This is a genomic window from Paenibacillus sp. N119s, from assembly GCF_059447605.1.
Genome location: NZ_JCAJRU010000049.1, coordinates 1 through 24,140, shown reverse-complemented (window position 1 = coordinate 24,140; position 24,140 = coordinate 1). Strand labels below are relative to the sequence as shown.

Below are 24,140 nucleotides of genomic sequence, written 5' to 3'. Positions count from 1 at the left end.
CGGGATGGACGTACCGCTGGTGTACCAGTTGTTCCGCCAGGAGCACCGCTGGGTAGCTATGTACGGAAGGGATAAGCGCTGAAAGCATCTAAGCGTGAAGCCCCCCTCAAGATGAGATTTCCCAATACGTAAGACCCCTTGAAGACGACGAGGTAGATAGGTTGGGGGTGGAAGTGCAGTAATGCATGGAGCTGACCAATACTAATCGGTCGAGGGCTTATCCTAAAGATAAGACGCAAGGAAGTTTCGGATCCAGTTTTCAGGGTGTAACACCTTGAAGGTATGTAGAAGTACATACGACAAGCGTAAGGCTATTCATTCACACAATCTGTGATGAACCGAATAACCCTACGAAAGAATTTGCAGTGCAAATTCATGTTTGGTGGCGATAGCGGAGGGGTTCCACACGTACCCATCCCGAACACGACCGTTAAGCCCTCCAGCGCCGATGGTACTTGGACCGCAGGGTCCTGGGAGAGTAGGACGTTGCCAAGCAACAACAAGTAAAGAGGACCATGATCTTATTGAGATTATGGTCCTCTTTTTTGCATATAAGTATAATTTAGAAACATCCTTACAAAAGTAAGGTAACATTTTTGTTACGGAATGTAAGAGCAAACCCTGTATAATATAGGTATTGAATCCCATACACATACGCTGCTATATTGCAGAATTATGCAAACTCCATTATAGGATTTTGTATAGTAGATCAGGCTGGTAAGGAGGGAAGATCATGCGGCGAAATAAATGGCTTGCTCTATTGGTGCTATTGAGTGTCGCTGTCGCGATTCTTACCGGGTGCGTGGAGGAGGAGCCTTCTTGGACATCGTTTGAGGGCGCTGCTAATGAGAAGACGTTTCCGGTTCCCAAAGAAGCTAGTAAAACCGATCGGGCCAGCAGCAATTCGGACATGGACTATGTACGCTATGCATTGCCAGCGTTGAAGGAAAGCGATAGTCTACCTGCTCCTTATTTAGAGGAAATTGCAGCTTGGGGCTGGACTGAGGAACCGAGTTTATCTACTTCCAATCAGAAGGTGTTCCAGAAAAATAAACACATGGTGCATTTGTCAGTGCATGATGGTTCTTTTACCGTATTAGTTCCAAAAGACAAAAAAGCTGCTGTGAAGAGTAAAAGTGTAGACCTTAATTAGGGTTAAGGTTAAGGTCTTCAAAGAGGTATGCAATATAAGATGTATTGTAGGGTCAGAGTTAACTCATAGCGTATTGTTTGCTATGTGTATAATGATGAATGATAAGATGGGGAAGCACTTGAAACTGCCCTTTTGCAGAAAGTGGCTTCCTTTTATATATTTGTATATCGATCTAATTATCTACATAATAATGAAGTAGAACTGTAAGTAAAACCCTATTTAATCATAGAATAAAGCAATTATAGAGGATAAAATATAAGAAAAGGAGCAACCGGCTGGGGTTGCTCCTTTTTATGTTTTAGGCTGAATTGATGGTTGGGGGAATATATGAGTTGAAGTTCCGATCTGTACAGATACTAAGTGGACTGACTTTTACTGTTGATAGTAGGAGGCTTCTTCATCAGTGAACTTCAACATGCCGTCTTTCCTCTCCCCTGTAAGCCGACCCAAGACGTACAAACGCGGTGCAATGAGCCATAGGTGCCAAAAGAGTAGGGATACGGTAAAGGCTGGTGGAGACCAGAGAATGAACACGGCTGATAAGCAAATACCAATCCAGAGTGTATGTATGTGTACACGGCGAAAAATACTATAGCCTATGTACTGGTCTGTCATATAGCCTAGCCATGGCAGCCTGCGATGAAACGTCCAGCGTTTGCGAAAGGCTGTCCCCTTACCTATGTATAGGACAGATCGCGAAATTACGAAGTGTACCCATAAGGTAAGTAAAAAGGCAAGAGCAAACAAAAATACACTCGTCCAGGAAAAGGCCAGAAGCAAAAAGAGAAGCATAATAACAGGCAGTGTGAGGTGACTCCATATCAGCTGACGCGGTATATTGATTTTCTTGATGAGCTTGTAGTGATAGTAGGTAGCTTTGGTTCCGGTTTCTTCTATCATGCGAACAGTCCTTTCATTAATCTGCTGCATCACAAGTGCTTCCCGTCCACAGCCGGAAAAAGGGACGGTACTTCGCTCATGCCGCTTTAATAAGCATCAATTGTTTTTTTATAAATGTGTAGAACGACGTCATCTAGTGTTAGCTAATCTATTCTATAATTATGGGGAAAGCCTTCACAGATGAAGTAGCACAAGGCTTCAATGAAAGGGTATCCAGACATAGAAGCTTTTCTTATTATATCGGCATATGCGGCTGTTTTTTAAACATACGGGGTACAAACACCATAATAGCCCAAGAGGAATATATATAGGGTGTATCGTCAAACTGGGCTATGAAAAGGTTTAAAATAGTAGAAAGTGACCCATACTAATAGTAAAAGAAACAAGGTGGGATGGATATGCATGATCAAGGTGACCACCGCTGCATCATATGCGGACAACACAAACATGAAGGCATTTTTATCGTTTCCGAGTTTATCTGTGATACGTGTGAAGCCGAAATGGTGCACACGGATGCAACTGATGCCAAATATCATTTTTTTATTGACCAACTAAAGCAAATTTGGGTACAGAAAAATGCATAATAACCTTCGCTAGCTAGTGTTTGAAGGGTTGCAATCTAAGGTCTGTCGATACGGGCCTTTTTTTCTGTGAGTAAAAGTAGGATTCCGCTTGATTTTACGATAAAATAGGGTAGATATAAAGCTTTGTTTGGAAGGATTGCAGAATGATGGGGAAAAAGGCGGTTCATGCACCATTAGTGGAAGCTCTAATACGTTACAGATCTCAGGGAAATGCTTCTTTCCATGTACCTGGTCACAAGAATGGACAAGTCTATAGGCATGAGGAATTGGCAGCTCTGTTGCAAGAGGTGATGTCTATTGATGCAACGGAGATTACCGGACTGGATGATTTGCATCACCCAGAAGACGTGATCCGTGAAGGACAGGAGCTGGCTGCGAAGTGCTTTGGTGCAGAAGAGAGCTTTTGGCTTATTGGAGGCAGTACGGTTGGCAATTTGGCTATGATTTTAACCGTATGTACGGAGCCGGGAGATGTACTACTGGTACAGAGAAATGTACACAAATCTGTTCTGAACGGTCTCATGTTATCAGGGGCCAAGACCGTATTCTTAGAACCGGAAATAGATACACTAAGCGGGCTAGCAGTTGCTCCATCGACAGACACGATCAAGGCTGCACTTAAGGCCTATCCATTGGCTAAAGGAGTGTTACTCACGCTGCCCAACTATTATGGGATGGGGCATGATCTGACGGCTACAGCTAAAGCCTGCCACGCAGCCCATGTGCCATTAATGGTAGATGAAGCCCATGGTGCTCATTATGGGCTACATCCTCATCTGCCAGTCTCTGCTCTTTCCTGTGGGGCTGATGTAGTCGTCCAATCGACACATAAAATGCTTTCTGCTATGACTATGGGAGCTATGTTACATGTTCAAGGACCGAGAATTCATCGAGAACTGCTCCGTCAGCGGCTGGCTATGGTGCAAAGCTCCAGTCCTTCGTATCCATTAATGGCCTCGCTGGATTTGGCAAGATGGTATATCGATGCTTATGGCACGGATGCTTTTACTGAGGGCTTAGCGGCTGCAGACGCCTTTAGAAAGGGGCTGGAGCAGCTTCCACGCTTTCGCTTGCTAGAGCCTACACAGCAGGCAAATGAAGAGTGTAAAGCACGGAAAGGGATCTCAGAGGCCTTGGATAGTGCTAAGAAGAGGAGAAGCGGTTACTCAACTCAGGACCCTTTTAAAATGGTGCTGTATGATACATGGGGTGTACTAGATGGCTTTGGGTTAAAACGTGAGCTGGAGACTTACGGATGTATTCCGGAGATGAGTGACGAAAAGCATGTTGTTTTATTGTTTACATTAAGCTCTACAGCTAGGGATGCGAGTCACCTGTTGCAGGCTCTTGTGCATATAAATAATGATATAAGATTTAAGGGGACGGCTCGTGAGCCGGAGTTAGCAGGGAAAGAGCAGCAGAGACTAGAATTAGATTTTTCCACGTGGAACAATGATGAAATGAAGGCTTACTCCAGTCCAGTGCAGTTTGGGCTTCAACCGATTCATCCGGATCAGATCGAGATCGTGCCTGTGGAGGAATCGGCCGGCAGGATAGCTGCTGAAATGATTATCCCATATCCTCCAGGTATTCCGCTGCTATATGCGGGGGAAACGGTCACGCAAGCGATTGCTCTGCGGATGAACCGTCTACGTGAGCTGGGAGCTAAATGGCAAGGGGTAGCAGATGAAAGTATGCTTACAATTCGGGTATTCCGTTTACAATAAAGATTAGATGCTAGAGAATGAACAAATACAGAAGACTGGATAAAAGAAGCATACGCAGCCTGTAGGTGACTTTTATTTTTCAGGCAGGAAAGCAGGGAATAACATGAATCGCAAAGGCATTTTTATTACGCTGGAGGGGGGAGACGGCTCCGGTAAGACAACCATGATCCAACGGCTAGCAAAGTTTATGGAGGAAGAGGGATATCCAGTCGTTACGACGAGGGAACCGGGCGGCATCGAAATTTCTGAAAAGATTCGTTCTATCATTCTGGACCCTGCACATACCAGTATGGATGCCAGAACAGAGGCGCTTTTATATGCGGCGGCGCGGCGCCAGCATTTGGTGGAGAAGGTGAAGCCGGCTATTGAACAAGGAGCTATCGTATTATGTGATCGTTTTGTAGACAGTAGTCTGGTCTATCAGGGGTTTGCAAGAGGAATTGGCATTGAAGAGGTAGCTTCGATTAATCGCTTTGCGGTAGATGATTGGGAGCCTGATGCCACGTTTTACCTGGATATAGAACCCGAATTAGGATTGGCAAGGATTAATGCGTCACGGGGAGAGGAAATGGATCGCCTTGATATGGAGAGCATATCATTCCATCATAAGGTGCGAGAGGCTTATCTGGAGCTGGCTCGCAAATACCCAGAACGAATTACGGTTGTGGATGCATCTCCTGCACCGGAGCAGGTAGAGCAAGTATTGAGGGATTTGCTGAAAAAGCGGTTTATTCAGAATTTTACCGTATAATTGTCGAAGGATATACGGTAAAATTGAGCTAGGGACAAGGTGTCCCTAGTATGACTTGAAGGAGGAATACAGGATGAAGCTGATTATTGCGATTGTACAGGATAAGGACAGTAATAGATTATCCAGCGGACTGGTGAAGGCTAATTTCCGTGCTACCAAATTGGCCAGTACAGGAGGATTTCTGCGTGCAGGCAATACGACATTTATGATTGGTGTCGATGACAATCAGGTAGACTCGTTGATGAATGTCATTCGCAGCAGTTGCAAGGTACGTGAACAGCTGGTCACACCCGTTACCCCTATGAGTGGGACGACGGACTCCTATCTGCCGTTACCTGTTGAAGTGCAGGTGGGTGGAGCGACCGTTTTCGTGATGCCTGTAGACCGTTTCGAGCATTTCTGAAGCTTCACAATAGAACCTATTCTGCCGATAAGATAGGGGAAATACCCATTTCTCACCATATGATGGGAATGAGGGGTAGGTCCACTAATACGGCAGCGCCACAGCGCAGCCCCCGGAAAAGCCGAAGAGCTCCTGAGTTCTCTATTGAACTGTTCGTGAAGAGGATAAATGCAAGGCGTCCGGGGAGAAAGCAGGTTTATATGAAAATAAATCCGGGCTACCGCCCTTTACACAGTACATTGTCTACAAATGAAACGAGTGCCAAGCCAATTCAGCCGAAAAGTTTCTCCGATGTTATGCAGCAAAATGGGGAACAGGCTTCGAAGGAGGAATTGAACCGGCGCTTTAAGGAAATCCAAATGCAGGGAGACCGGCTTGCTCGCTCAATGACGATTCGTGAGTTGAAGGCCTATAAGATGCTGGTCAAACGGTTTCTGGAAGATACAGTTCGGCGAGGTGTGTCTATGAAGGACACAAAGGGCTGGGATCGTCGGGGACGTAGTAAGCGTTATAAGCTGATTGATGAAGTGGATGACATATTGCTCAAAATGGCAGATGAGCTGCTCGAAACGGAGCAAGGGAAGATTGAGCTTTTACAAGGAGTCGGTGAGATTAGAGGCTTGCTGATTAATCTTTCATTTTAAAGGCAGTCTTAGGTTATAAATGAATACAGACGGGCTGTTGCCACGATGGAATAATCTGCTTGCTGATCATGCTGGCAGATTATTTTTGACTACATGCATGTGGGCAGACGTAATATGCAACCAGCAGTATAGTTATACTGAAGAATCATGATTTGAAGGTGAAATCATCGGAATAGCAACAAACTCGCCCAGGAAAACAACGATTAGCTGATGGTTCATCGTTGTTTTCAGTGGAGAAAGAGAGGGAACATGTCTTTCCAACATATATTGGGACAGGATGTAGCCAAAAAAATGCTGCAAAGTGCATTGCGGAATCAGACAGTCAGCCATGCATATGTTTTTAGCGGGCCGCAGGGAAGCGGGCAGATGAACATGGCACAGACCTTTGCCAAGGCTTTATTTTGTGAGCGGCAGACGGATGATGCATGTGGGGAGTGCTTGTCATGCCGCAAGGTAGAACACGGGAATCATCCGGATTTGCACATTGTAGGGCCCGAGGGGGCAACGATTAAAATTGATCAGATTCGCGGTCTTCAACGGATATTTTCATATAAATCCGAAAGCTCCAATCCGAAGGTATATATCATTCGGCAGGCGGATACCATGACAGTGCAAGCTGCTAATAGCCTGCTTAAATTTTTGGAGGAGCCGCAGGTTCCTGTGGTCGGTATACTCATTTCTGAAAATGGACAGGCATTGCTGCCTACAATTCAATCGCGGACACAGCAGGTACCTTTCCACGCTTTACAGCCAGAAGTGATGATGCAGGTGTTAATTGGGGAAGGCTATACGGCAGGGCTTGTCCGGTCAGTGGTTCATATGGCTTCAGGACTGGAATCATGTAGAGAAATTCTCCAGCAGAATTGGTTTGCAGAAATTAGAAACGTAGTGTTACAATTAGTGAAGGAGTCCATGAGCCGGGGGAGTTCGTCGATTATTCTGGCTCAACAGAAGATTTTTAAAACTGGACTTTCTGAACACCTGGATATTCTGTTTCATCTGTTTCATTTGTGGTTCAAAGATATGCTTCATTTCCGTTACGGAAGGCACGAAAGCATTGTTTTCATAGATCATTTGGAGTCCGTCTCCAAATTGGCAATCACCCGCAGCACGGAACAATGGGTCTCTTATATGGATTTGGCCGCGAATTGCAGAAAGAAGCTCCGTTTTCACGTCAACGGACAATTATGCGTGGAGCAGCTTCTGATTGGGTTGTCCGATACAAGCGGTTCTATCACCGGCTAACAGAAAGGCGCGCTTGTTCCACTCTGCACAATCCGCGACGCCAGGTTCCCGGTTTGTGCGACAGTGAGACTTCAATTGCGGCCATTCGTACAATGTCGGCTACAAATGAGGTTTAGTGGCATACAAGGGGGTTAATTTTTGTATAGTGTAGTGGGTGTCCGTTTCAAGAAGGCGGGCAAGACTTATTATTTTGATCCGCTGGATCTTCCAGTGGAGAAAGAAAACTGCGTCATAGTAGAGACCGCACGCGGGATTGAATATGGCAAGGTTGTGGTGGGCAAAAAAGAAGTAAATGATTCAGATGTTGTCCTACCCTTAAAAAAAGTCATTCGTATTGCCGGAGATGATGACGCTCTTGTTGTAGAAGAGAATAAATTGGCGGCCAAGGATGCGTTCGGTACGTGTTTAAATAAAATTAAAGACCATAACCTTAAAATGAAGCTGGTAGATGTGGAATTTACATTTGACCGCAATAAGATCATTTTTTATTTTACGGCAGAGGGTCGGGTTGATTTTCGAGAGCTTGTAAAGGATTTGGCCAGCATTTTTCGTACACGAATTGAGCTGCGGCAGATCGGAGTACGGGATGAGGCTAAAATGCTTGGTGGAATCGGACCTTGCGGACGTATTCTGTGTTGTTCCTCATGGCTGGGAGATTTTGACCCGGTATCTATTAAGATGGCGAAGGATCAGAGCTTGTCGCTGAATCCGACGAAGATTTCCGGGTTGTGCGGAAGATTGATGTGCTGCCTCAAATTTGAACATGATAACTACGAAAGCATGCGAGAAGAGCTACCTCAGGTAGGCAAGATGGTTATCACCTCTCTGGGAGAAGGTAAAGTCGTAGGGATCAATGCAGGCCATCGTACGGTACATGTTCAACTGTTTGAGATCAGTAAGGTCAAGGAACTTCCAATGGACGATGTAGTCGTCAAGTAAACCATTAGGTTGCTTCGGGGTGGAAACTTGGATAAATTAAATGTTTTTGCGCGTATTCACGAAATGGAAACCCAAATGGGACAGTTGCATAGCGATCTGGGTGAATTGAAACTGGCAGTAAAAGAGCTGCTGGAGGAAAATCAACGACTAACGATTGAAAACGAACAGGTGCGCAAGATGCTCAAACGTGAAGCCTCTGGAGAAGAAAAGACGGCAAGTAAGCCGAAGGCTTCTCCTCCGATCGTCGTTAAGGATGAAGAGGAGACGGGTGAGGTCGTGGGCGAAGGCTACGACAATCTGGCAAGGCTGTATCATGAAGGATTTCATATATGCAACGTGTATTACGGACATTTGCGAACGGAAGGCGATTGCCTCTTCTGTCTGTCATTTTTGAATAAATAAAAACAAGCCGTAGGAGTAAGATGCCTACGGCTTTTTTGTAAGAAAGTATGAGTAAAAATGCGATTTTAGTTATAGGACAGGAGAACATTATGTACGAAAATGAAAAGAAGTCTGAACGAATTGATGATCTGCTTTCACATAATCTGCGTATTATCCAAAGTGATGAAGTGTTCAGCTTTTCGATGGATGCAGTCTTGCTGGCACGATTTGCTGGTATTCCGTATCAGCGTGGGAGGATTCTGGATCTGTGCACAGGTAACGGGGTTGTTCCCCTACTGTTGACGACACGCACCAAAGCATCTATTGAAGGAATTGAGATTCAACCACGCTTGGCAGATATGGCTAGGCGGAGTGTCAGTTTGAACGGATTAGAAGAAGCGATTCAGATCCGGGAAGGAGACCTGCGCGAGCTGGTTCAAATTACGGGACATGGCGTGTATGATGCGATTACTGTGAATCCTCCCTACATGCCGCTAAATGGTAGCGATATCAAGCTGAATCCTCATCAGGCCATTGCCCGCCATGAGGTGAACTGTACACTGGAAGAAGTCATTCAGGCATGTACTCAGCTTGTCCGTAATGGAGGGAAAGTATCAATGGTTCATCGCCCACAGCGGCTAGGTGAGATTATAACCTTGATGCGCAATTATAATTTGGAGCCCAAGCGGATACGTTTTGTTCACCCACGGGTTCATATGGAAGCAAATATGGTGCTTGTTGAAGCAATGCGTGACGGCAAACCGGAGGTTCGTCTGTTACCCCCACTCATTGTATATCAGGAAGATAGGAACTATACTCAGGAAATAAGAGAAATCTATGGAGAAGTCAGCAAGGGGGATTCCGTGTGACGGCAGCTGTACAAAAAAGCTTTAGTAACCGTGAGGAGGAACGGGGAAAGTTATACCTCGTTGCCACACCCATTGGCAATCTGGACGATATGACCTTTAGGGCGATTAACACTCTAAAGTCATGCAGTATTATCGCTGCCGAGGATACACGGCAAACACGCAAACTGCTCACACATTTCGACATCACGCCGGAAATGCTCTTCAGTTACCATGAACATAATAAGGCTGCCAGTGGGCCTGAGCTGATACGTTATATAATAGAAGGAAAAAATTTGGCGCTGGTTAGCGATGCTGGTCTACCAGCCATTTCCGATCCCGGTTCGGATCTGGTCAAGCTGGCACTTGAAGCAGACATCAGCGTTATTCCTATCCCTGGAGCAAATGCGGCACTATCAGCTTTAATCGCTTCAGGCCTGGATACGGAGAGGTTTACCTTCGCTGGTTTTCCACCAAGGGAAAAAAAGGATTTGGAAAAGTTGTTGCAATCATTTCAGGTATCCCATGGCACGATTCTTTTTTATGAATCGCCTCATCGAATTGTTAAGACGTTGACGGTATTAAAAGAAACATTAGGATCACGCAAAGTGGTGCTTGCCCGTGAACTGACCAAGCTGCATGAGGAATGGGTGCGGGGAACGGTGGAGCAGTGTCTTGCAAAACTAGAGGAAAACCCGCCGATTGGTGAATACTGTCTGGTTGTTGAGGGGAAAAACGAAGCAGAAGAGGAACAGGAGCGTCAGGCATGGTGGCAAGACTTATCTTTGGAATCTCATGTCGCGCATTACGAGTCAGAGGGGCTTACCCGCAAGGATGCCATGAAGCGTACAGCCACAGACCGTTCAATTTCCAAGAGGGATGTGTACAACGCACTCTTATGAGTACGTGTCTAAACAAAAAAGGGCCTTCCAACGGTTGGGTTCAAACCGTGGAAGGCAACAAGGAGTATATATGAAAAAGGTTAGAATTAACAATCTCTGATAAGTCTATTATATACTAAAATTCTCAGTTTGTCACAGGTGTTGGGATTTCAGAAATGCAATCTTGGCAAACAATTTTCCCTTTGAAGTAAATTACGTTCTCAGCATTGCCGCAGAAGATGCAAGCAGGCTCGTATTTTTTAAGCATGATGCGCTCACCATCAACGTAAATTTCCAAAGCGTCTTTCTCTCCGATTCCCAGGGTACGGCGCAATTCGATTGGAATAACTACACGTCCGAGCTCGTCAACTTTTCTTACAATACCAGTGGATTTCATCATAATAAATCAGGCTCCTCTCGCCGTTTAAAATAATATAAGTGTCATGATTCGACAAAATTTTCTCTTTTCTGATATTTACTATACCAACGATTCCCAAAACAGTCAACCTAAAAAAAGTAGTAACAGCCTAATTATGCAAAAGTATTTAGAACAAAGAGCTTTATCCATGTACCTTACCTTATTTTACGGATGATTTGCCTTATTGTCGATTTGGAAATGTCGAAAAGTGATAATTCGACAAAATACGACAAACAATGTCGAATAAGAGAGAGCGTTTAGGATTTTATTGTATTTTAATCCATTATTCCGAATATTAAAGGAGTTGATATCTTGCACCAGCCACTCAGTGAAGAAAAGGTTTTTAAGGACCCGGTACATAATTACATCCATGTTCAGGATACAGTGATATGGCGGTTGATCAATACACCGGAGTTTCAACGTTTACGGCGTATTCGCCAGTTAGGCACATCTTACCTTACGTTTCATGGAGCCGAGCACAGCCGGTTTTCACACTCATTGGGCGTATACGAGATTACCAGACGTATTATTTCTCAATTTGAACGTGGAGATTTCCCCGACTGGCCGAAGGAAGAGAGACTGGTCGCTCTGTGTGCCGCTCTGTTGCACGATGTGGGGCATGGGCCCTTTTCTCATTCGATTGAAGAAGCCTTTCATATGAACCACGAGGATTGGACATGTCGCATCGTACTGGGCGACACGAAGATCAACGCAGTGCTACGGCAAGTCGATAAGAAGCTGCCACAACAAGTGGCTGCGGTTATAGCCAAAACGTATGATAAGCCGATCGTAGTCAATCTGGTAACAAGTCCGCTGGATGCTGACCGTATGGATTATTTGTTGCGGGATGCTCATTCGACAGGTGTTAACTACGGGACGATTGATTTGGATCGTATTTTACGTCTGCTGCGTCCGCATAATGGGCGAATTGTTGTGAAGGAGTCGGGGATGCATGCAGTCGAAGATTATCTAATGTCACGCTATCAGATGTACTGGCAAATTTATTTCCATCCTGTAACACGCAGCTCGGAAATCCTGTTACGTAAAATTTTCAAGAGAGCAAAGGAATTGTTCAAAAACGGATATGAATTTGGTTTTCTGCTTGATCCGCTGCCTGATCTGTTCAAAGGAGAGCTTACCGTGGAGCAGTATTTGATGCTCGATGAGTCTTTGATTCAGACAGTGTTTAGCCAATGGAAACGAGAAAAGGACGAAATTTTAAGTGATTTGAGCAGTCGGTTTATGGACCGTAGATTGTATAAATATGTAGAGATTGAAAATATGGATACAGATACCGTTAACCATATTCGAGAGGCTTTGGAAAAGGCTGGATTGGACCCGGAGTATGATCTTGAAATTGATTTTCCGACAGATCTTCCTTATGATGTGTTTCGACAGGGCGGTTCAACGGACAATCAGATTTTGCTGCTCGGACGTCAGGGCGAGGTGCGGGAAATATCTGAAGTTTCGGAAATCGTACGTTCAATAAGTGGTATTCACCGAGGGAAATATCATATGTATTTTCCCCAGAATAAACTGAACGGGGTAAAAGACAGGCTTCCTTCCGAAATAAGTAATTATTTTGTCAAACAATAGACAAATATATAGAAATGTAAGTAAAAAGAGGAGATGAAAACCTTGGATTTATTCGACACTCATACTCACTTGGATGCACCACAATTTGACGAGGATCGTGAAGAAGTTATAGCACGTGCTGTCGAATCAGGAGTAACACGGATGATTAATATCGGATTTAATCGTGAGACCATTCCATCCACCATGAAGCTAGCTGAGACGTATGATTTTATTTATGCGGCCGTTGGATGGCATCCGCAGGATGCTATTACAATGCAGGAAGGGGATTTAGAATGGATTGCATCGTTATGCAGTCATAAAAAGGTTGTAGCGATCGGAGAGATCGGTCTGGATTATTATTGGGATACATCACCAAAGGATGTGCAGCAGCAGGTACTTCGAAATCAAATTGGCCTGGCACGTGAGCTCAACATGCCAATTGTTATCCATAATCGAGATGCACATGAAGATATTGTGAGGATTTTACGGGAGGAAAAGGCGAGCGAGATTGGCGGGGTTATGCACTCCTTTTCAGGGAGCTGGGAGACAGCCAAAATGGTGCTGGATATGGGTTTCCACCTTTCATTCGGCGGGCCTATAACGTTCAAAAATGCCAAGCAGCCAAAAGAGGTGCTGGCCCAGGTTCCGCTGGACCGTCTGCTTATTGAAACGGACTCACCTTACCTGACACCCCATCCGTTTCGCGGGAAACGAAATGAGTCAGCACATGTGAGACTGGTGGCAGAGGCAGCCGCCCAAATTAAGGGAATTACGGTGGAGGAATTGGTATCCATTACTACCCAAAATGCCTTGGAACGATTTGACATTAAGTGAAAAAGCGAAGAAAACAATCAAAATAAAGAGTTAGACGGAGCTAATTATGATTTTGTTGCAGTAAACTCAGGAATATTACAAACTTTTAACCGAATTTTTTAAAAAATGTACTTGAAACCTGCTTTACAACATGCATGCAAACAGGATATCATCTTTTCAGTGAATTGTTGTTGAGTGTAAACATCAACAAATCATTTCATGAACCAGTCTCGCTGAGTCCCTTTTACAGGGAACGGGGGAACCGATATGGCTTACAGTACGTCCGGCGTATGTGCAGGAGAGAATGTCTCTTCAGCAGCCGGCTCGACCGAAATTCAAATCCTGGATGGGATTGAACAGGTAGAGAAGCCGTATTTCGATTTCTTTCTGGGTCTTCGGGGTGAATGTGAAGGCGACCGCCATGAGCGGTTGACCTAAGCTAGGGCGACTCTCTACGTCCGAACCCGACAGCTAACCCCGTAAGCGTAACAAGAGAGAAGCCAACTCGTGCATGAGTTTTCCCGCATATTCACACATGTCGGAAGCCACGAAAGAGCTCTCTAGTCTCTTTCTTTGGCTTTTTTTGTTGTGAATAAAAGAAAATCTGTCATCATACTGTGGTTAAACAGGGGAGGACAGCATGCCGCGAAGACGGGTACATGGTGCAGGACAGTCGCAGTACGGGCTTGTCTTGTAGAAAATCTGTTATAGTCACGTCAACGATCAACTATGTCTTACTCCAGACGGCGGGCTATGTAAGGAGGACGGAGGAAATGGGCATTTTCCGAAAAGGGGAGACCACCCATGAGTCACGCTCATCCAGCATGTCTTACGTATTGCGTTGGAAGCAAGAGAATGTGCGCCAGGCGGTTTTGGTTGCTATTTTTCTAATCGCACTAACGATTATGATTTCAATTCTGATGTACACGCAATCTAAAAAACAAGTCTTTTTTGTCATCGATGGTAAGGCATCTGCGGTAGAAACCCGGGAATCCAAGCTCCAAGATTTGCTCAATGAGCATTCTATTTCACTTCAGCCGCATGATACAATATCCATGCCGCTTAACGGAGCAGTACAGGATGGGGACCGCGTAGTTATTAAACGTGCCAATCAGGTTAGAGTGTCCTCAGGCAATGAGACGAAAAAGCTGTACACAACAGAAAATACAGTAGAGGGTGCGATTCGCACATCGGGCTATAAATTATCATCAATCGATAAAGTTTATCCTGCATTGGATGCCTCTGTTTCGGCTAACATGGACATAAAAATCGTCCGTGTGAAGAAACAGCAGGTTGCACAGAAAAAACAGGTGCCTTATCAAGTCATCAAAACGGCCGATCCAAGTCTCTATAAAGGCGATAATCGAGTCATTCAAAGTGGCAAATCGGGTGTGGTAGTTCAGCATGTTCAAAAGGTATACCATGATGGAAAGCTGGTATCCAAACAGCTGATCAACAAGGAAGTCACACAGAATCGCGTGGATAAGGTAATCGCAGTAGGAACGAAGAAAAAACCGGTCGTTCTGGCTGCTTCCGTTGGCCCTAGAGATGCGGTTAAGGCGACAACGGTAAGTTCGGGCAATGCTGTCCGTAAAGCAGGTATTAATTTTAAATATAGCAAGGTTTTACAAAACGTCTCCATGACGGCGTACTCCTCACAGGAGTCAGGTATCGGTACACGTACGGCCTCCGGCACGCGTGTTACGGAAGGACGTACCATCGCTGTCGATCCGAGTGTAATTCCAATCGGCTGGTGGGTGTATATTGAAGGGGTGGGCTTCCGCCGTGCGGAGGATACCGGTGGCGCCATTAAAGGCCACAAAATCGATGTGTATTATGAGAGTTTGAGCCGGGCTAACCAATTTGGTCGCAAGCACGGTAAAACCGTATATGTGATCGGACCTGTAAAGCCAGAAATCAACTAAAACAGGTTGTGTATGTTGAGGGCAATGCGATAGTATTAACAACATAGTTATGCCATGCTAAGAAGAGGATATCCTCTTCTTATTTTGTTTTCAAAAGCAGGGAAAGATAAATATATGTTGCTGTGTAGCAGTGGAGGTAAATGAAGATGATCAAGGAAGTGATCGTGGTAGAAGGCCGGGATGACACGGTAGCCATTCGCCGTGCTGTCGAGGCAGATACGATAGAAACTGGCGGTTCAGCTATTAATAAAATGACGCTGCGCAAAATTGCATTGGCCCAGGAACGGCGGGGGGTCATTATTTTAACTGACCCCGATCATGCAGGGGAACGTATCCGTAAAATCATTGCCTCCAAGGTCCCGGGCTGCAAGCAGGCTTTTATACCTGAGGCAGAGGCGACGCGCAAAGGGGATATTGGTGTGGAGAATGCCTCGCCAGAAGCCATCAGACATGCCCTCGCGCGGGTACATACGACAGTAGAGGACGCCGAACCACTGATTGAATGGGCAGACTTGATTGACGCTGGACTTATCACTCACCCAAATGCTGCTGCACGCCGAATGGCCTTGGGGAATATACTGGGTATTGGCTATTGTAACGGAAAGCAGCTACATAAACGGCTCTCTGTGTTTCAGATCAGCCGTGAGGAATTTGCCAGTGCGCTGGCACAAATTGAAAGTGAAGGATTGTGATATCCGTATGACAGGGATTCAAGATATAGCAACACCGCGGCGTACGAAGGAAATTATTCAAAGGCACGGTTTTTCGTTCAAAAAAAGCTTGGGACAAAACTTCCTGATTGATCAAAATATTCTGAGCAAGATTGTAAATGCTGCCGGATTGGATGATACGAAAGGCGCCCTTGAAATCGGTCCAGGGATTGGAGCTTTGACCGAGAAATTGGCGCAATCTGCTAAGGTGGTTACTGCTGTCGAGATTGATCAGCGACTGCTGCCCATTCTTGAAGAGGTGCTAGCCCCTTACGAGCATGTAAAGGTTCGTCACGGAGACGTGTTGAAGCTGGATCTGCGTGAGGTGTTTGCAGCCGATTTTGCAGACGTGAGTAAAGTGAGTGTCGTGGCTAATCTTCCATATTACGTCACCACACCGATTCTGATGCGGTTGCTAGAGGACAAGCTTCCTCTGGAGAATATCGTCGTTATGATTCAAAAGGAGGTAGCTGAGCGTATGGCTGCGTCTCCTGGTACAAAGGATTACGGAAGCTTGAGCATAGCCGTGCAATATTACAGCGAGCCTGAGTTAGTCTGCACGGTGCCGAATACCGTATTTATTCCTCAGCCGAACGTTGAATCGGCAGTTATTCGGTTGCGTGTACGAGAAGTTCCTCCGGTAGAAGTGGTCGACGAGAAGCATTTCTTTGAAGTGGTTCATGCCGCGTTTGCCCAGCGTCGTAAAACGATTTCCAATAATTTAAAAAGCCGCTTCTTCACCAAAGAGAACAGAGACACGCTGGAGCCGCTTTTGCAACAAGCTGGTATTGAACCTTCCCGACGAGGCGAAACGCTGAGTATCGAGGAATTTGCGCGTCTCAGCGCCGTGCTGTTGGAAGCCGGAATATCCTAAACTGGAACCAAACTGTGCATTCACCCATACGATATAGGAGGGGTGATACAGTGTGATGAGTTTAGGAGACTTGGTCGTTCGGAAATCGTACGGCGGTGATGTCACGTTTCGCGTTGAAGACATCCAGCGGGATAAAGCGATCATTAAGGGGACGGAATTTCGGCTACTGGCTGATTCCCCGGTGAACGATCTGGTCAGAGTGCCTGCAGACCAGATTAGCGGTAAGACTCAACAGGCCCACATCAAGGCTGGGGAGTCTCTTAATCTTTTGCAACGGGCACGCCAGCAGCAGGCTGCCCGTAGTCAGGCGGCTCTGATTGGAGAGTGGAGTGATCCGGTGGAGTCAACGTATTTCGAAATGCCAGGAAAGGTTCTTCATCTGGATGGAGATCCCGGCTATTTAAGAAAATGTCTCAGCTTATATGAACAACTTCGTGTTCCCGCAGAGGGACATCACGTTCACGAATCGGCAATGGCGGATACGTTATACCGACTGCTTCCCCGCATTCGTCCTGATATTGTAGTCATCACCGGACATGATGGTGTGTTGAAGCAACCACAGCCTTACGATTTGTATAACTTGAAAAGCTATAAAAATTCGCAAAATTTTGTGGCAGCGATTCAGGTAGCCAGACAATATGAACGTCATCTGGATTCACTGACAATTGTAGCAGGGGCGTGCCAGTCCCATTTTGAAGCGCTGCTACGTGCAGGAGCCAACTTTGCCAGCTCACCGGGGCGTATCCTGATTCACGCTCTAGACCCCGTTTACGTGGCTGCCAAGGCCGCTTTTACATCGATCCGTGAAACGGTCAATATGGGAGACTTGTTTCACCAGACTATCAGTGGCAGCCGCGGAGTGGGTGGAATCGAAACAAGGGGAAGCTACCGCATCGGTTTGCCAAAGCTTGAAAATTTATCAACGCTAAAAGTAACGCCTTCAGCAATCTGAGATTCAAATGTGCCTGTGTGGATTTATCTGAACGAAAGCCTCTTTTTAGAGGCTTTTTGTCATTTTTTATGTATATTATTCCTGTTCGCAAAAAATTAAATTGACAACTTATTTTTCGTGTTGTTATAATATTTAGCTTGATTTGACAATCCCTCTAAAATTCGTTATAATGGACAAGGAAAGAGGTGGTCGTTAGGCAATGGCTAAAAATACGCTGTTGGAAATCAAACGCAGTCTCGACGCACATGTAGGGCAAAAAATTTTGCTGCGGGCTAACGGCGGGCGCCGTAAGACCGTCGAACGAACTGGTGTCTTGGAAGAAACGTACCCTTCTGTTTTTATTGTCAAGCTGGATCAGGAGCAACAGACGTTTAAACGTGTCTCCTATAGTTATGCTGACATTCTTACCGAGTCGGTAGAAGTTAGTGTATATGATCCCGACTCGCATACAAGCGTAGTCGAATACTTTGAAGCACCTTAATTTACGTGATTTATACCAGCTTTGCAGGTTTAACGGCGACCTCGTCATTCTTAATGGCGGGGTCGTTTTGTATATACAAAGTAGCATGAAGCATGACATCTCTGCACATACTAAGGCGGGAATGATCTTCCTTATTCCATTGCCGAAGGAGGCGTAGCATGAGCCGAAGAAGACGGAGTATCATGTCGGAAGAGCTAAAGTACGAACTGGCCAAGGATCTTGGGTTTTACGACACGGTCAAGGAAGAGGGCTGGGGAGGCATCAAAGCCAAGGATGCAGGCAATATGGTCAAGCGGGCCATTCAACTCGCAGAGCAGGCGGCTTCTCGCAAATCGTAGCCATCGGTGGTGCTGATAAAAAGCGGGGATATCCGGGGTCAAACCAGGGCATCTCCGCTTTTTTGAACCTCATGACTTGACAGGCTGAGTCTGATATAATATGTTAAGCTGTCTTGAGGGAAAAGTTGAAGGTGGGTGAACGCCTTGAAAATATATGAAAAAGCACCGGCGAAAATTAATTTAATGCTTGATGTTCTACGTAAGCGAGACGATGGTTATCACGAGGTTGAAATGATTATGACGATGGTCGATCTATCGGACCGATTGACGATGTCCGAGTTACCGCGTGATACGATTATTATTTCAAGTCAAGCTGGGTACATACCGTTGGATGAAAAGAACTTGGCTTTTCAGGCTGCGCGTCTGATCAAAGAACGTTATAACGTGTCTACAGGCGTCCATATTCATCTGGATAAGCATATTCCGGTGGCGGCAGGGTTAGCAGGCGGAAGCAGTGATGCTGCCGCAGCATTGCGTGGATTGAACAAGCTGTGGAAACTTGGTATCTCGGATGCGGAATTACGGGTGCTGGGTGCTGAACTGGGTTCAGATGTACCTTTCTGTATTACAGGGGGTACGGCTTTAGCGAGCGGACGCGGAGAGCTGCTCCAGCCGCTGCCAAATCCACCACAATGCTGGGTGATCCTTGCCAAGCCGCCGATCAATGTATCGACTGCTGAAGTGTATGGTCGTGTCAAAGCGGATCAGATTACACACCACCCGTCTGCCCGGCAGATGGAGCAGGCGATTCGCAACGCTTCTTTTACCGATGTATGCAACGCTCTGGGGAATGTACTGGAGGATGTGACATTAAAGCTGTATCCGGAAGTGGAGCATCTTAAAAACTCCATGATCCGTTTGGGTGCGGATGGCGTGCTGATGTCAGGCAGTGGACCTACCGTATTCGGACTGGTGTCTAAGGAAGCCAAAGTACCACGCATCTATAACGGACTAAGAGGTTTTTGCAAAGATGTATACGCAGTACGACTTTTGACCTGATTTTAATTATTTTTTTCATATTATAGTGGCAATTGTTGTACAAATACGTACGAAGATGATATATTTACTATTAAATATTCGGATTTTACTATATCACTTACATTCCGCCAGCAACCGGCCAGTCCGCCGGTGCTTTATTGTACGAAGCGGGCGGCAGGAAAATAGATCGCGAGGAATTGTTGTGAAAAAACTTAAAAGAAGCTCACGATTGGTGGAAATGACGCAGTTTTTGTTGTCACGGCCGCATACATTGGTGCCTCTTACTCATTTTGCAGATCGATATGGGGCAGCTAAGTCGTCTATAAGCGAAGATCTAGCTATTATCAAAGAAGTATTTGAGGATGAGGGTACTGGCGAGCTTCTGACACTGGCGGGAGCAGCAGGGGGCGTCAAGCTGATTCCAAGGCTCTCCAAGCAGCATGCGCTCGCGTTTGCGAATGACTTGTGCGCGCAACTGGAGCAGCCTGATCGCATATTGCCAGGAGGTTACTTGTATCTGTCCGATTTGCTGGGCCAACCAGCAATGATGAACGAAGCGGGTAAAATATTTGCGACCGCTTTTGCCGATCGTCAGATTGATGTAGTTATGACCGTGGAGACCAAGGGCATTCCGCTTGCATATGCAACCGGAGCACAGCTTAATTTGCCAGTCGTGCTTGTACGGCGTGACCATCAGGTGACAGAAGGCTCAGCTGTAAGTATTAATTATGTTTCTGGATCACAAAAGAGCCTGCATACCATGTCTTTATCCAGACGTGCGATGCGTGAGAAATCACGTGTGCTCATTGTAGATGACTTTATGAAGGCTGGCGGCACGATACAAGGAATGGTCGATTTGTTAGCTGAGTTTGATGCTGAGGTAGCGGGTGTCGGTGTACTGGTAGAGTCGGGCGAGGTGGAGAATGAAGAGCGCCTGTTGCACGATTATATTTCACTGGCAAACCTGACCGCAGTCGATTCTCGAAGCAAGCAAATTACAGTCAAGCTAGGGAATTATTTTGATGAGTTAACAGAGCAGTAAATTGTCACAATTCATCATAAAATACCTAAATATGTCGAAAAGAAATCTTTTCAAAAAAATTACCTGAATTTAGGATACGAATTGTCCAAAAAAAGAAGGAATTCGAAATGCTGTGTGGAATGTATACACCAAGTCCTATTTGGAAAAAGGTGGTGAAACACACATGCAGATTACGGATGTTAGACTCCGCCGAGTGAACTCAGAAGGCAGAATGAAGGCGATTGCATCCATTACAATTGATAACGAGTTTGTTGTTCATGACATCCGAGTTATCGACGGTAATAACGGGATGTTCGTAGCTATGCCAAGCAAACGGACCCCTGACGGAGAGTTTCGCGATATCGCTCACCCGATATCCTCAGGAACTCGTGAAAAGATTCAAGCCGCTGTATTGACTGAGTACGAACGTGCAGCTGTGGATGAAGAAGTTGCTATTGAAGAAGGCGCTTAATTCGCCTAAATCAGGATTGGGGTACAAAAGAAAAAGAGAGCCACTAACTGTGGCTCTCTTTTCTTTTTGCCTGGAATGAGATATATTCTTTAGTGAGTTAACAGTCAGTTTTAAGGCAACTTGGAGCCATCCGGGCTGCCGAAGCGGCTTTTTCATAAGACAGGGACTGGGCAGCGATGCGTCCCGGGGATGAACGTCCAGCACAAGCTGGCCTGAAAAAATAGCCATTAACCAAAGGTTCGCCGTTATTTTTCAGGAGGATTGTGAAAAGTTAAGCAAAATCTGATCTGGGAATTAACGTTTTAGCCAAGGGGTAACTGTTATTTTCAGGATAGGAGGTTGGACTTGTTGGAAAGGTTGGCAGTCATTCTTGCCGCAGGGCAGGGAAAACGTATGAAATCCAAATTATATAAAGTTCTGCATCCGGTGTGCGGAAAACCGATGGTCGGACATGTGCTTGACACGGTTCGTGAAATCGGTGTATCCCGAAGTGTAGTCGTCGTGGGTCACGGTGCAGAGGCGGTACAGTCTTATCTGGGACCGTCGGCAGAATATGCGCTTCAGGCAGAGCAACTGGGAACGGGCCATGCTGTCAAGCAAGCCAAGGATCTGCTGGGTCAGGAACAGGGCACCACAATTGTCATTTGCGGGGACACCCCGTTGATCACAGCAGAAACGCTGGAAGGTTTGGTGCAACTGCACGAAAGCCGCGGAGCGGCTGCGACGATTCTGACCGCTGAGTTGGACGACCCCAAAGGATATGGACGAGTTATTCGTGATACTTCTGGGGCTGTGCTTAAGATTGTGGAACAGAAGGATTGTTCATCAGAGGAAGATGCTGTCCGTGAGATTAACACAGGCACCTATTGCTTTGACAATGCCAAGTTATTTGCAGCGCTGGACAAGGTGACGAATACCAATGCGCAGCAAGAATACTACCTGACAGATGTCATTGGTATTCTGCATGGCGAAGGTGAGCAGGTTGAGGCGTATTTGACAGATGACGTGTCGGAATCTATCGGTGTAAACGACAGAGTTGCTTTGTCGGTTGCTGAAGGTTATATGCGCGAGCGCATCGTTCGCAAACATATGCTGAATGGTGTCACTGTCATTGATCCGTCTTCAACCTACATCGGGAGTGATGTTGTCATTGGTTCCGATACAGTATTGTACCCGAACACATGGCTGCATGGTCAAACACAAATCGGTGAAGATTGTGTGATTGGTCCGCAGGCAGAGATTCAAAATACGATTATCCACTCAGGAGCAACAGTGAAACATTCGGTGTTGAACGAAGCGGAAGTGGGTAGCAGTACATCTGTAGGGCCGTTTGCTTACCTGCGTCCAGGTGCGAAGCTTGGCGAACATGTGAAGATTGGTGATTTTGTAGAGGTAAAAAATGCGACCATTGGAGATCATTCCAAAGTGTCTCATCTGAGCTATGTCGGTGATGCCAAGGTGGGTACAAACGTAAATATTGGCTGCGGGGCAATAACGGTCAATTATGATGGATATAATAAATCCATTACAGAAATTGAAGACGATGCCTTTATTGGCAGCAATGTGAATCTGATCGCCCCGATTAAGATTGGAAAAGGTGCTTATGTTGTCGCAGGCTCCACTGTAACACATGCCGTCCCTGATAACGACCTGGCCATTGCCAGACCACGTCAAGAGAACAAAGCCGGATATGCGGACAAGATCCGCGCGCGCGCCAAAGCGAAGAAAAAAAGATCGGAATGACCTTAATCAGCAAGCTGTTGAATCTGTAATGAATGAACCAGCACGGAGGGTTTCTATTAATGACTTATTGCGATTCCAAACTCAAAATATTTACTTGTAACTCCAATCCGAAGTTAGCCCACCAGATTGCGGACTACATCGGAATCCCAATGGGGGAATCCCATACCACATCGTTTAGTGACGGTGAAATTCAGGTTAAGCTGTCGGAAAGTGTTCGCGGCTGCCATGTGTATGTCGTACAGTCCACTTGTCTGCCAGTTAATGACAACTTGATGGAATTATTGGTTATGATTGATGCACTTAAACGCGCTTCTGCCAAAAGTATCAATGTTGTTATGCCATATTACGGTTATGCTCGCCAGGATCGTAAGGCTCGTTCACGTGATCCGATCACAGCGAAGCTTGTTGCTAACCTGATTGAAAAGGCGGGGGCTCACCGCGTAATCAGTATGGATTTGCATGCGATGCAGATTCAGGGATTCTTCGATATTCCAGTCGATCATATGCTGGGAGCGCCAATTCTGGCCCAATATTTCCGTTCCAAGCAAATTGAGAACCCGATTGTCGTTTCACCCGATCATGGCGGGGTGGTTCGTGCGCGCAAGCTGGCAGACTTCCTGAGTGCGCCGCTCGCTATTATTGATAAGCGTCGTCCAGAGCCAAATGTCAGTGAAGTGATGAATATCATCGGGAACATTGAGGGGAAAACGGCTATTTTAATTGATGATATCATTGATACAGCCGGAACGATTGTATTGGGTGCAAATGCACTTAAAGAAGGCGGCGTAAAAGATGTGTATGCATGTTGTACACATGCCGTGCTGTCTGGTCCTGCGATGGAAAGACTGGAGAATTCGCCATTAAAAGAGGTGGTTGTGACGGATACAATCCCGATCGTTCACCCAAATCCGACAAGCAAGCTGAAGGTACTGTCTGTGGCTCCATTAATGGGAGAAGCCATCATCCGTGTGCATGAAGAATTGTCGATCAGCAAACTGTTTGAAATCGAATAAGCGCTGGCTCATTTAAAAAAGGGGTTGCTTTTTCCATGTGGAAAAGGTAACCCCTATCAGCATGTCAGGCTAAAAGCCTGGGCGAGATATGAATGTAAAGCGTTGACGATTGTATAGTGTGTCCTCTATTTCGACGAAATGCTCATTAAAACGTGCAATGATGCCAATTTGGACATGTTCATTCCCGTCATAAATTTGGACAGGAACGGAATGTTTTAAATGATATAGAAAATGGCTGTCATATAAGAGGATATCACCTTGATTGAGCATATCGGCACGCACCTTCCTGTTCAATACAACTATTTTACCAAAAAATCAAGACTTCGAAAGAGGGTGTCAAGGTTAATGAAGTGGATTGTAGGATTGGGCAACCC

27 protein-coding genes, 2 rRNA genes and 1 riboswitch are annotated in these 24,140 nt (G+C 45.8%); of the genes, 26 read left to right on the top strand and 3 right to left on the bottom strand.

Annotated elements, in window-relative coordinates; genetic code table 11:
• The 3 genes from AC5V8P_RS08520 to AC5V8P_RS08510 all read left to right on the top strand — a co-directional run.
• Positions 1-225, top strand: a 23S ribosomal RNA gene (locus AC5V8P_RS08520); the annotation flags it as partial.
• 153 nt (positions 226-378) lie between these two features.
• Positions 379-495 (top strand): 5S ribosomal RNA (gene rrf, locus AC5V8P_RS08515).
• A 238-nt stretch (positions 496-733) separates the two neighbouring features.
• A complete protein-coding gene (locus AC5V8P_RS08510; protein WP_064795727.1) occupies positions 734-1,153 on the top strand; it encodes a hypothetical protein in 420 nt (139 codons plus the stop codon).
• A gap of 372 nt (positions 1,154-1,525) precedes the next feature.
• Here the strand turns inward: AC5V8P_RS08510 and AC5V8P_RS08505 are convergent, their stop codons facing one another.
• Positions 1,526-2,053 (bottom strand): hypothetical protein, encoded by a 528-nt coding sequence (locus AC5V8P_RS08505; protein WP_063208426.1) that lies wholly within the window; start codon positions 2,051-2,053, stop codon positions 1,526-1,528.
• Between the two features lie 398 nt (positions 2,054-2,451).
• On the opposite strand from AC5V8P_RS08505, the gene AC5V8P_RS08500 reads away from it, so the two are divergent.
• The 10 genes from AC5V8P_RS08500 (at position 2,452) to rsmI (ending at position 10,474) form a co-directional block, all read left to right on the top strand.
• Complete coding sequence (locus AC5V8P_RS08500; RefSeq protein ID WP_013368656.1) at positions 2,452-2,637, top strand: sigma factor G inhibitor Gin; 186 nt, start codon at positions 2,452-2,454, stop codon at positions 2,635-2,637.
• Between the two features lie 143 nt (positions 2,638-2,780).
• Positions 2,781-4,364, top strand: a complete 1,584-nt coding sequence (locus AC5V8P_RS08495; RefSeq protein WP_064795726.1) for an aminotransferase class I/II-fold pyridoxal phosphate-dependent enzyme — start codon at positions 2,781-2,783, stop codon at positions 4,362-4,364.
• A gap of 103 nt (positions 4,365-4,467) precedes the next feature.
• Entirely contained in the window at positions 4,468-5,115 is a 648-nt protein-coding gene (gene tmk, locus AC5V8P_RS08490; RefSeq protein WP_064795725.1) for a dTMP kinase, read from the top strand.
• Between the two features lie 73 nt (positions 5,116-5,188).
• Complete coding sequence (gene darA / locus AC5V8P_RS08485) at positions 5,189-5,518, top strand: cyclic di-AMP receptor DarA (RefSeq protein ID WP_007427998.1); 330 nt, start codon at positions 5,189-5,191, stop codon at positions 5,516-5,518.
• Between the two features lie 200 nt (positions 5,519-5,718).
• Entirely contained in the window at positions 5,719-6,162 is a 444-nt protein-coding gene (locus AC5V8P_RS08480; RefSeq protein WP_063208314.1) for a YaaR family protein, read from the top strand.
• Between the two features lie 249 nt (positions 6,163-6,411).
• On the top strand, positions 6,412-7,407 hold the full coding sequence (holB, locus tag AC5V8P_RS08475) for a DNA polymerase III subunit delta' (protein ID WP_064795724.1): 996 nt from the start codon (positions 6,412-6,414) through the stop codon (positions 7,405-7,407).
• A 138-nt stretch (positions 7,408-7,545) separates the two neighbouring features.
• Entirely contained in the window at positions 7,546-8,346 is an 801-nt protein-coding gene (locus tag AC5V8P_RS08470; RefSeq protein ID WP_063208318.1) for a PSP1 domain-containing protein, read from the top strand.
• A gap of 27 nt (positions 8,347-8,373) precedes the next feature.
• Complete coding sequence (gene yabA / locus AC5V8P_RS08465; RefSeq protein WP_063208319.1) at positions 8,374-8,748, top strand: DNA replication initiation control protein YabA; 375 nt, start codon at positions 8,374-8,376, stop codon at positions 8,746-8,748.
• Positions 8,749-8,837: 89 nt separating this feature from the next.
• Entirely contained in the window at positions 8,838-9,596 is a 759-nt protein-coding gene (locus AC5V8P_RS08460; RefSeq protein WP_064795723.1) for a tRNA1(Val) (adenine(37)-N6)-methyltransferase, read from the top strand.
• On the top strand, positions 9,593-10,474 hold the full coding sequence (gene rsmI / locus AC5V8P_RS08455; protein WP_063208323.1) for a 16S rRNA (cytidine(1402)-2'-O)-methyltransferase: 882 nt from the start codon (positions 9,593-9,595) through the stop codon (positions 10,472-10,474). Before AC5V8P_RS08460 ends, rsmI begins: the two co-directional genes overlap by 4 nt.
• 124 nt (positions 10,475-10,598) lie before the next feature.
• Here rsmI and AC5V8P_RS08450 read toward each other — a convergent pair whose 3' ends face one another.
• A complete protein-coding gene (locus tag AC5V8P_RS08450; RefSeq protein ID WP_007428005.1) occupies positions 10,599-10,853 on the bottom strand; it encodes an AbrB/MazE/SpoVT family DNA-binding domain-containing protein in 255 nt (84 codons plus the stop codon).
• A gap of 330 nt (positions 10,854-11,183) precedes the next feature.
• On the opposite strand from AC5V8P_RS08450, the gene AC5V8P_RS08445 reads away from it, so the two are divergent.
• The 13 genes from AC5V8P_RS08445 to AC5V8P_RS08385 all read left to right on the top strand — a co-directional run bounded on the left by AC5V8P_RS08445 (position 11,184) and on the right by AC5V8P_RS08385 (position 23,766).
• Positions 11,184-12,467: an HD domain-containing protein gene (locus tag AC5V8P_RS08445; protein WP_064795722.1), complete on the top strand. Its 1,284-nt coding sequence runs from the start codon at positions 11,184-11,186 to the stop codon at positions 12,465-12,467.
• Between the two features lie 42 nt (positions 12,468-12,509).
• Positions 12,510-13,280, top strand: a complete 771-nt coding sequence (locus AC5V8P_RS08440) for a TatD family hydrolase (RefSeq protein WP_081276728.1) — start codon at positions 12,510-12,512, stop codon at positions 13,278-13,280.
• A gap of 200 nt (positions 13,281-13,480) precedes the next feature.
• Positions 13,481-13,761: riboswitch (cyclic di-AMP (ydaO/yuaA leader) on the top strand.
• 271 nt (positions 13,762-14,032) lie between these two features.
• The gene (locus tag AC5V8P_RS08435; RefSeq protein ID WP_064795721.1) at positions 14,033-15,184 is read left to right on the top strand and encodes a resuscitation-promoting factor; all 1,152 of its coding nucleotides are present in this window, start codon (positions 14,033-14,035) and stop codon (positions 15,182-15,184) included.
• A gap of 146 nt (positions 15,185-15,330) precedes the next feature.
• Positions 15,331-15,876 (top strand): ribonuclease M5, encoded by a 546-nt coding sequence (gene rnmV, locus AC5V8P_RS08430; RefSeq protein ID WP_063208331.1) that lies wholly within the window; start codon positions 15,331-15,333, stop codon positions 15,874-15,876.
• 7 nt (positions 15,877-15,883) lie between these two features.
• Complete coding sequence (gene rsmA, locus AC5V8P_RS08425) at positions 15,884-16,768, top strand: 16S rRNA (adenine(1518)-N(6)/adenine(1519)-N(6))-dimethyltransferase RsmA (protein ID WP_063208333.1); 885 nt, start codon at positions 15,884-15,886, stop codon at positions 16,766-16,768.
• A gap of 55 nt (positions 16,769-16,823) precedes the next feature.
• The gene (gene yabG / locus AC5V8P_RS08420; RefSeq protein ID WP_064795720.1) at positions 16,824-17,720 is read left to right on the top strand and encodes a sporulation peptidase YabG; all 897 of its coding nucleotides are present in this window, start codon (positions 16,824-16,826) and stop codon (positions 17,718-17,720) included.
• Between the two features lie 199 nt (positions 17,721-17,919).
• The gene (veg, locus tag AC5V8P_RS08415) at positions 17,920-18,201 is read left to right on the top strand and encodes a biofilm formation stimulator Veg (RefSeq protein WP_063208335.1); all 282 of its coding nucleotides are present in this window, start codon (positions 17,920-17,922) and stop codon (positions 18,199-18,201) included.
• Positions 18,202-18,359: 158 nt separating this feature from the next.
• Positions 18,360-18,539, top strand: coding sequence for a small, acid-soluble spore protein, alpha/beta type (locus AC5V8P_RS08410; protein WP_063208337.1), 180 nt, complete (start codon positions 18,360-18,362; stop codon positions 18,537-18,539).
• Between the two features lie 144 nt (positions 18,540-18,683).
• Entirely contained in the window at positions 18,684-19,538 is an 855-nt protein-coding gene (ispE, locus tag AC5V8P_RS08405) for a 4-(cytidine 5'-diphospho)-2-C-methyl-D-erythritol kinase (protein WP_063208339.1), read from the top strand.
• A gap of 181 nt (positions 19,539-19,719) precedes the next feature.
• Entirely contained in the window at positions 19,720-20,559 is an 840-nt protein-coding gene (gene purR / locus AC5V8P_RS08400; protein WP_063208341.1) for a pur operon repressor, read from the top strand.
• 163 nt (positions 20,560-20,722) lie between these two features.
• A complete protein-coding gene (spoVG, locus tag AC5V8P_RS08395; RefSeq protein ID WP_007428016.1) occupies positions 20,723-21,010 on the top strand; it encodes a septation regulator SpoVG in 288 nt (95 codons plus the stop codon).
• A gap of 345 nt (positions 21,011-21,355) precedes the next feature.
• Positions 21,356-22,753: a bifunctional UDP-N-acetylglucosamine diphosphorylase/glucosamine-1-phosphate N-acetyltransferase GlmU gene (gene glmU, locus AC5V8P_RS08390; protein ID WP_081276727.1), complete on the top strand. Its 1,398-nt coding sequence runs from the start codon at positions 21,356-21,358 to the stop codon at positions 22,751-22,753.
• A 59-nt stretch (positions 22,754-22,812) separates the two neighbouring features.
• Positions 22,813-23,766 carry a ribose-phosphate diphosphokinase gene (locus tag AC5V8P_RS08385; RefSeq protein WP_010349537.1) on the top strand — a complete coding sequence of 318 codons (954 nt, stop codon included), beginning with the start codon at positions 22,813-22,815 and terminating at the stop codon, positions 23,764-23,766.
• 69 nt (positions 23,767-23,835) lie between these two features.
• Here the strand turns inward: AC5V8P_RS08385 and AC5V8P_RS08380 are convergent, their stop codons facing one another.
• Positions 23,836-24,036, bottom strand: coding sequence for a hypothetical protein (locus tag AC5V8P_RS08380; RefSeq protein WP_063208345.1), 201 nt, complete (start codon positions 24,034-24,036; stop codon positions 23,836-23,838).
• Positions 24,037-24,140 lie beyond the last annotated feature (104 nt).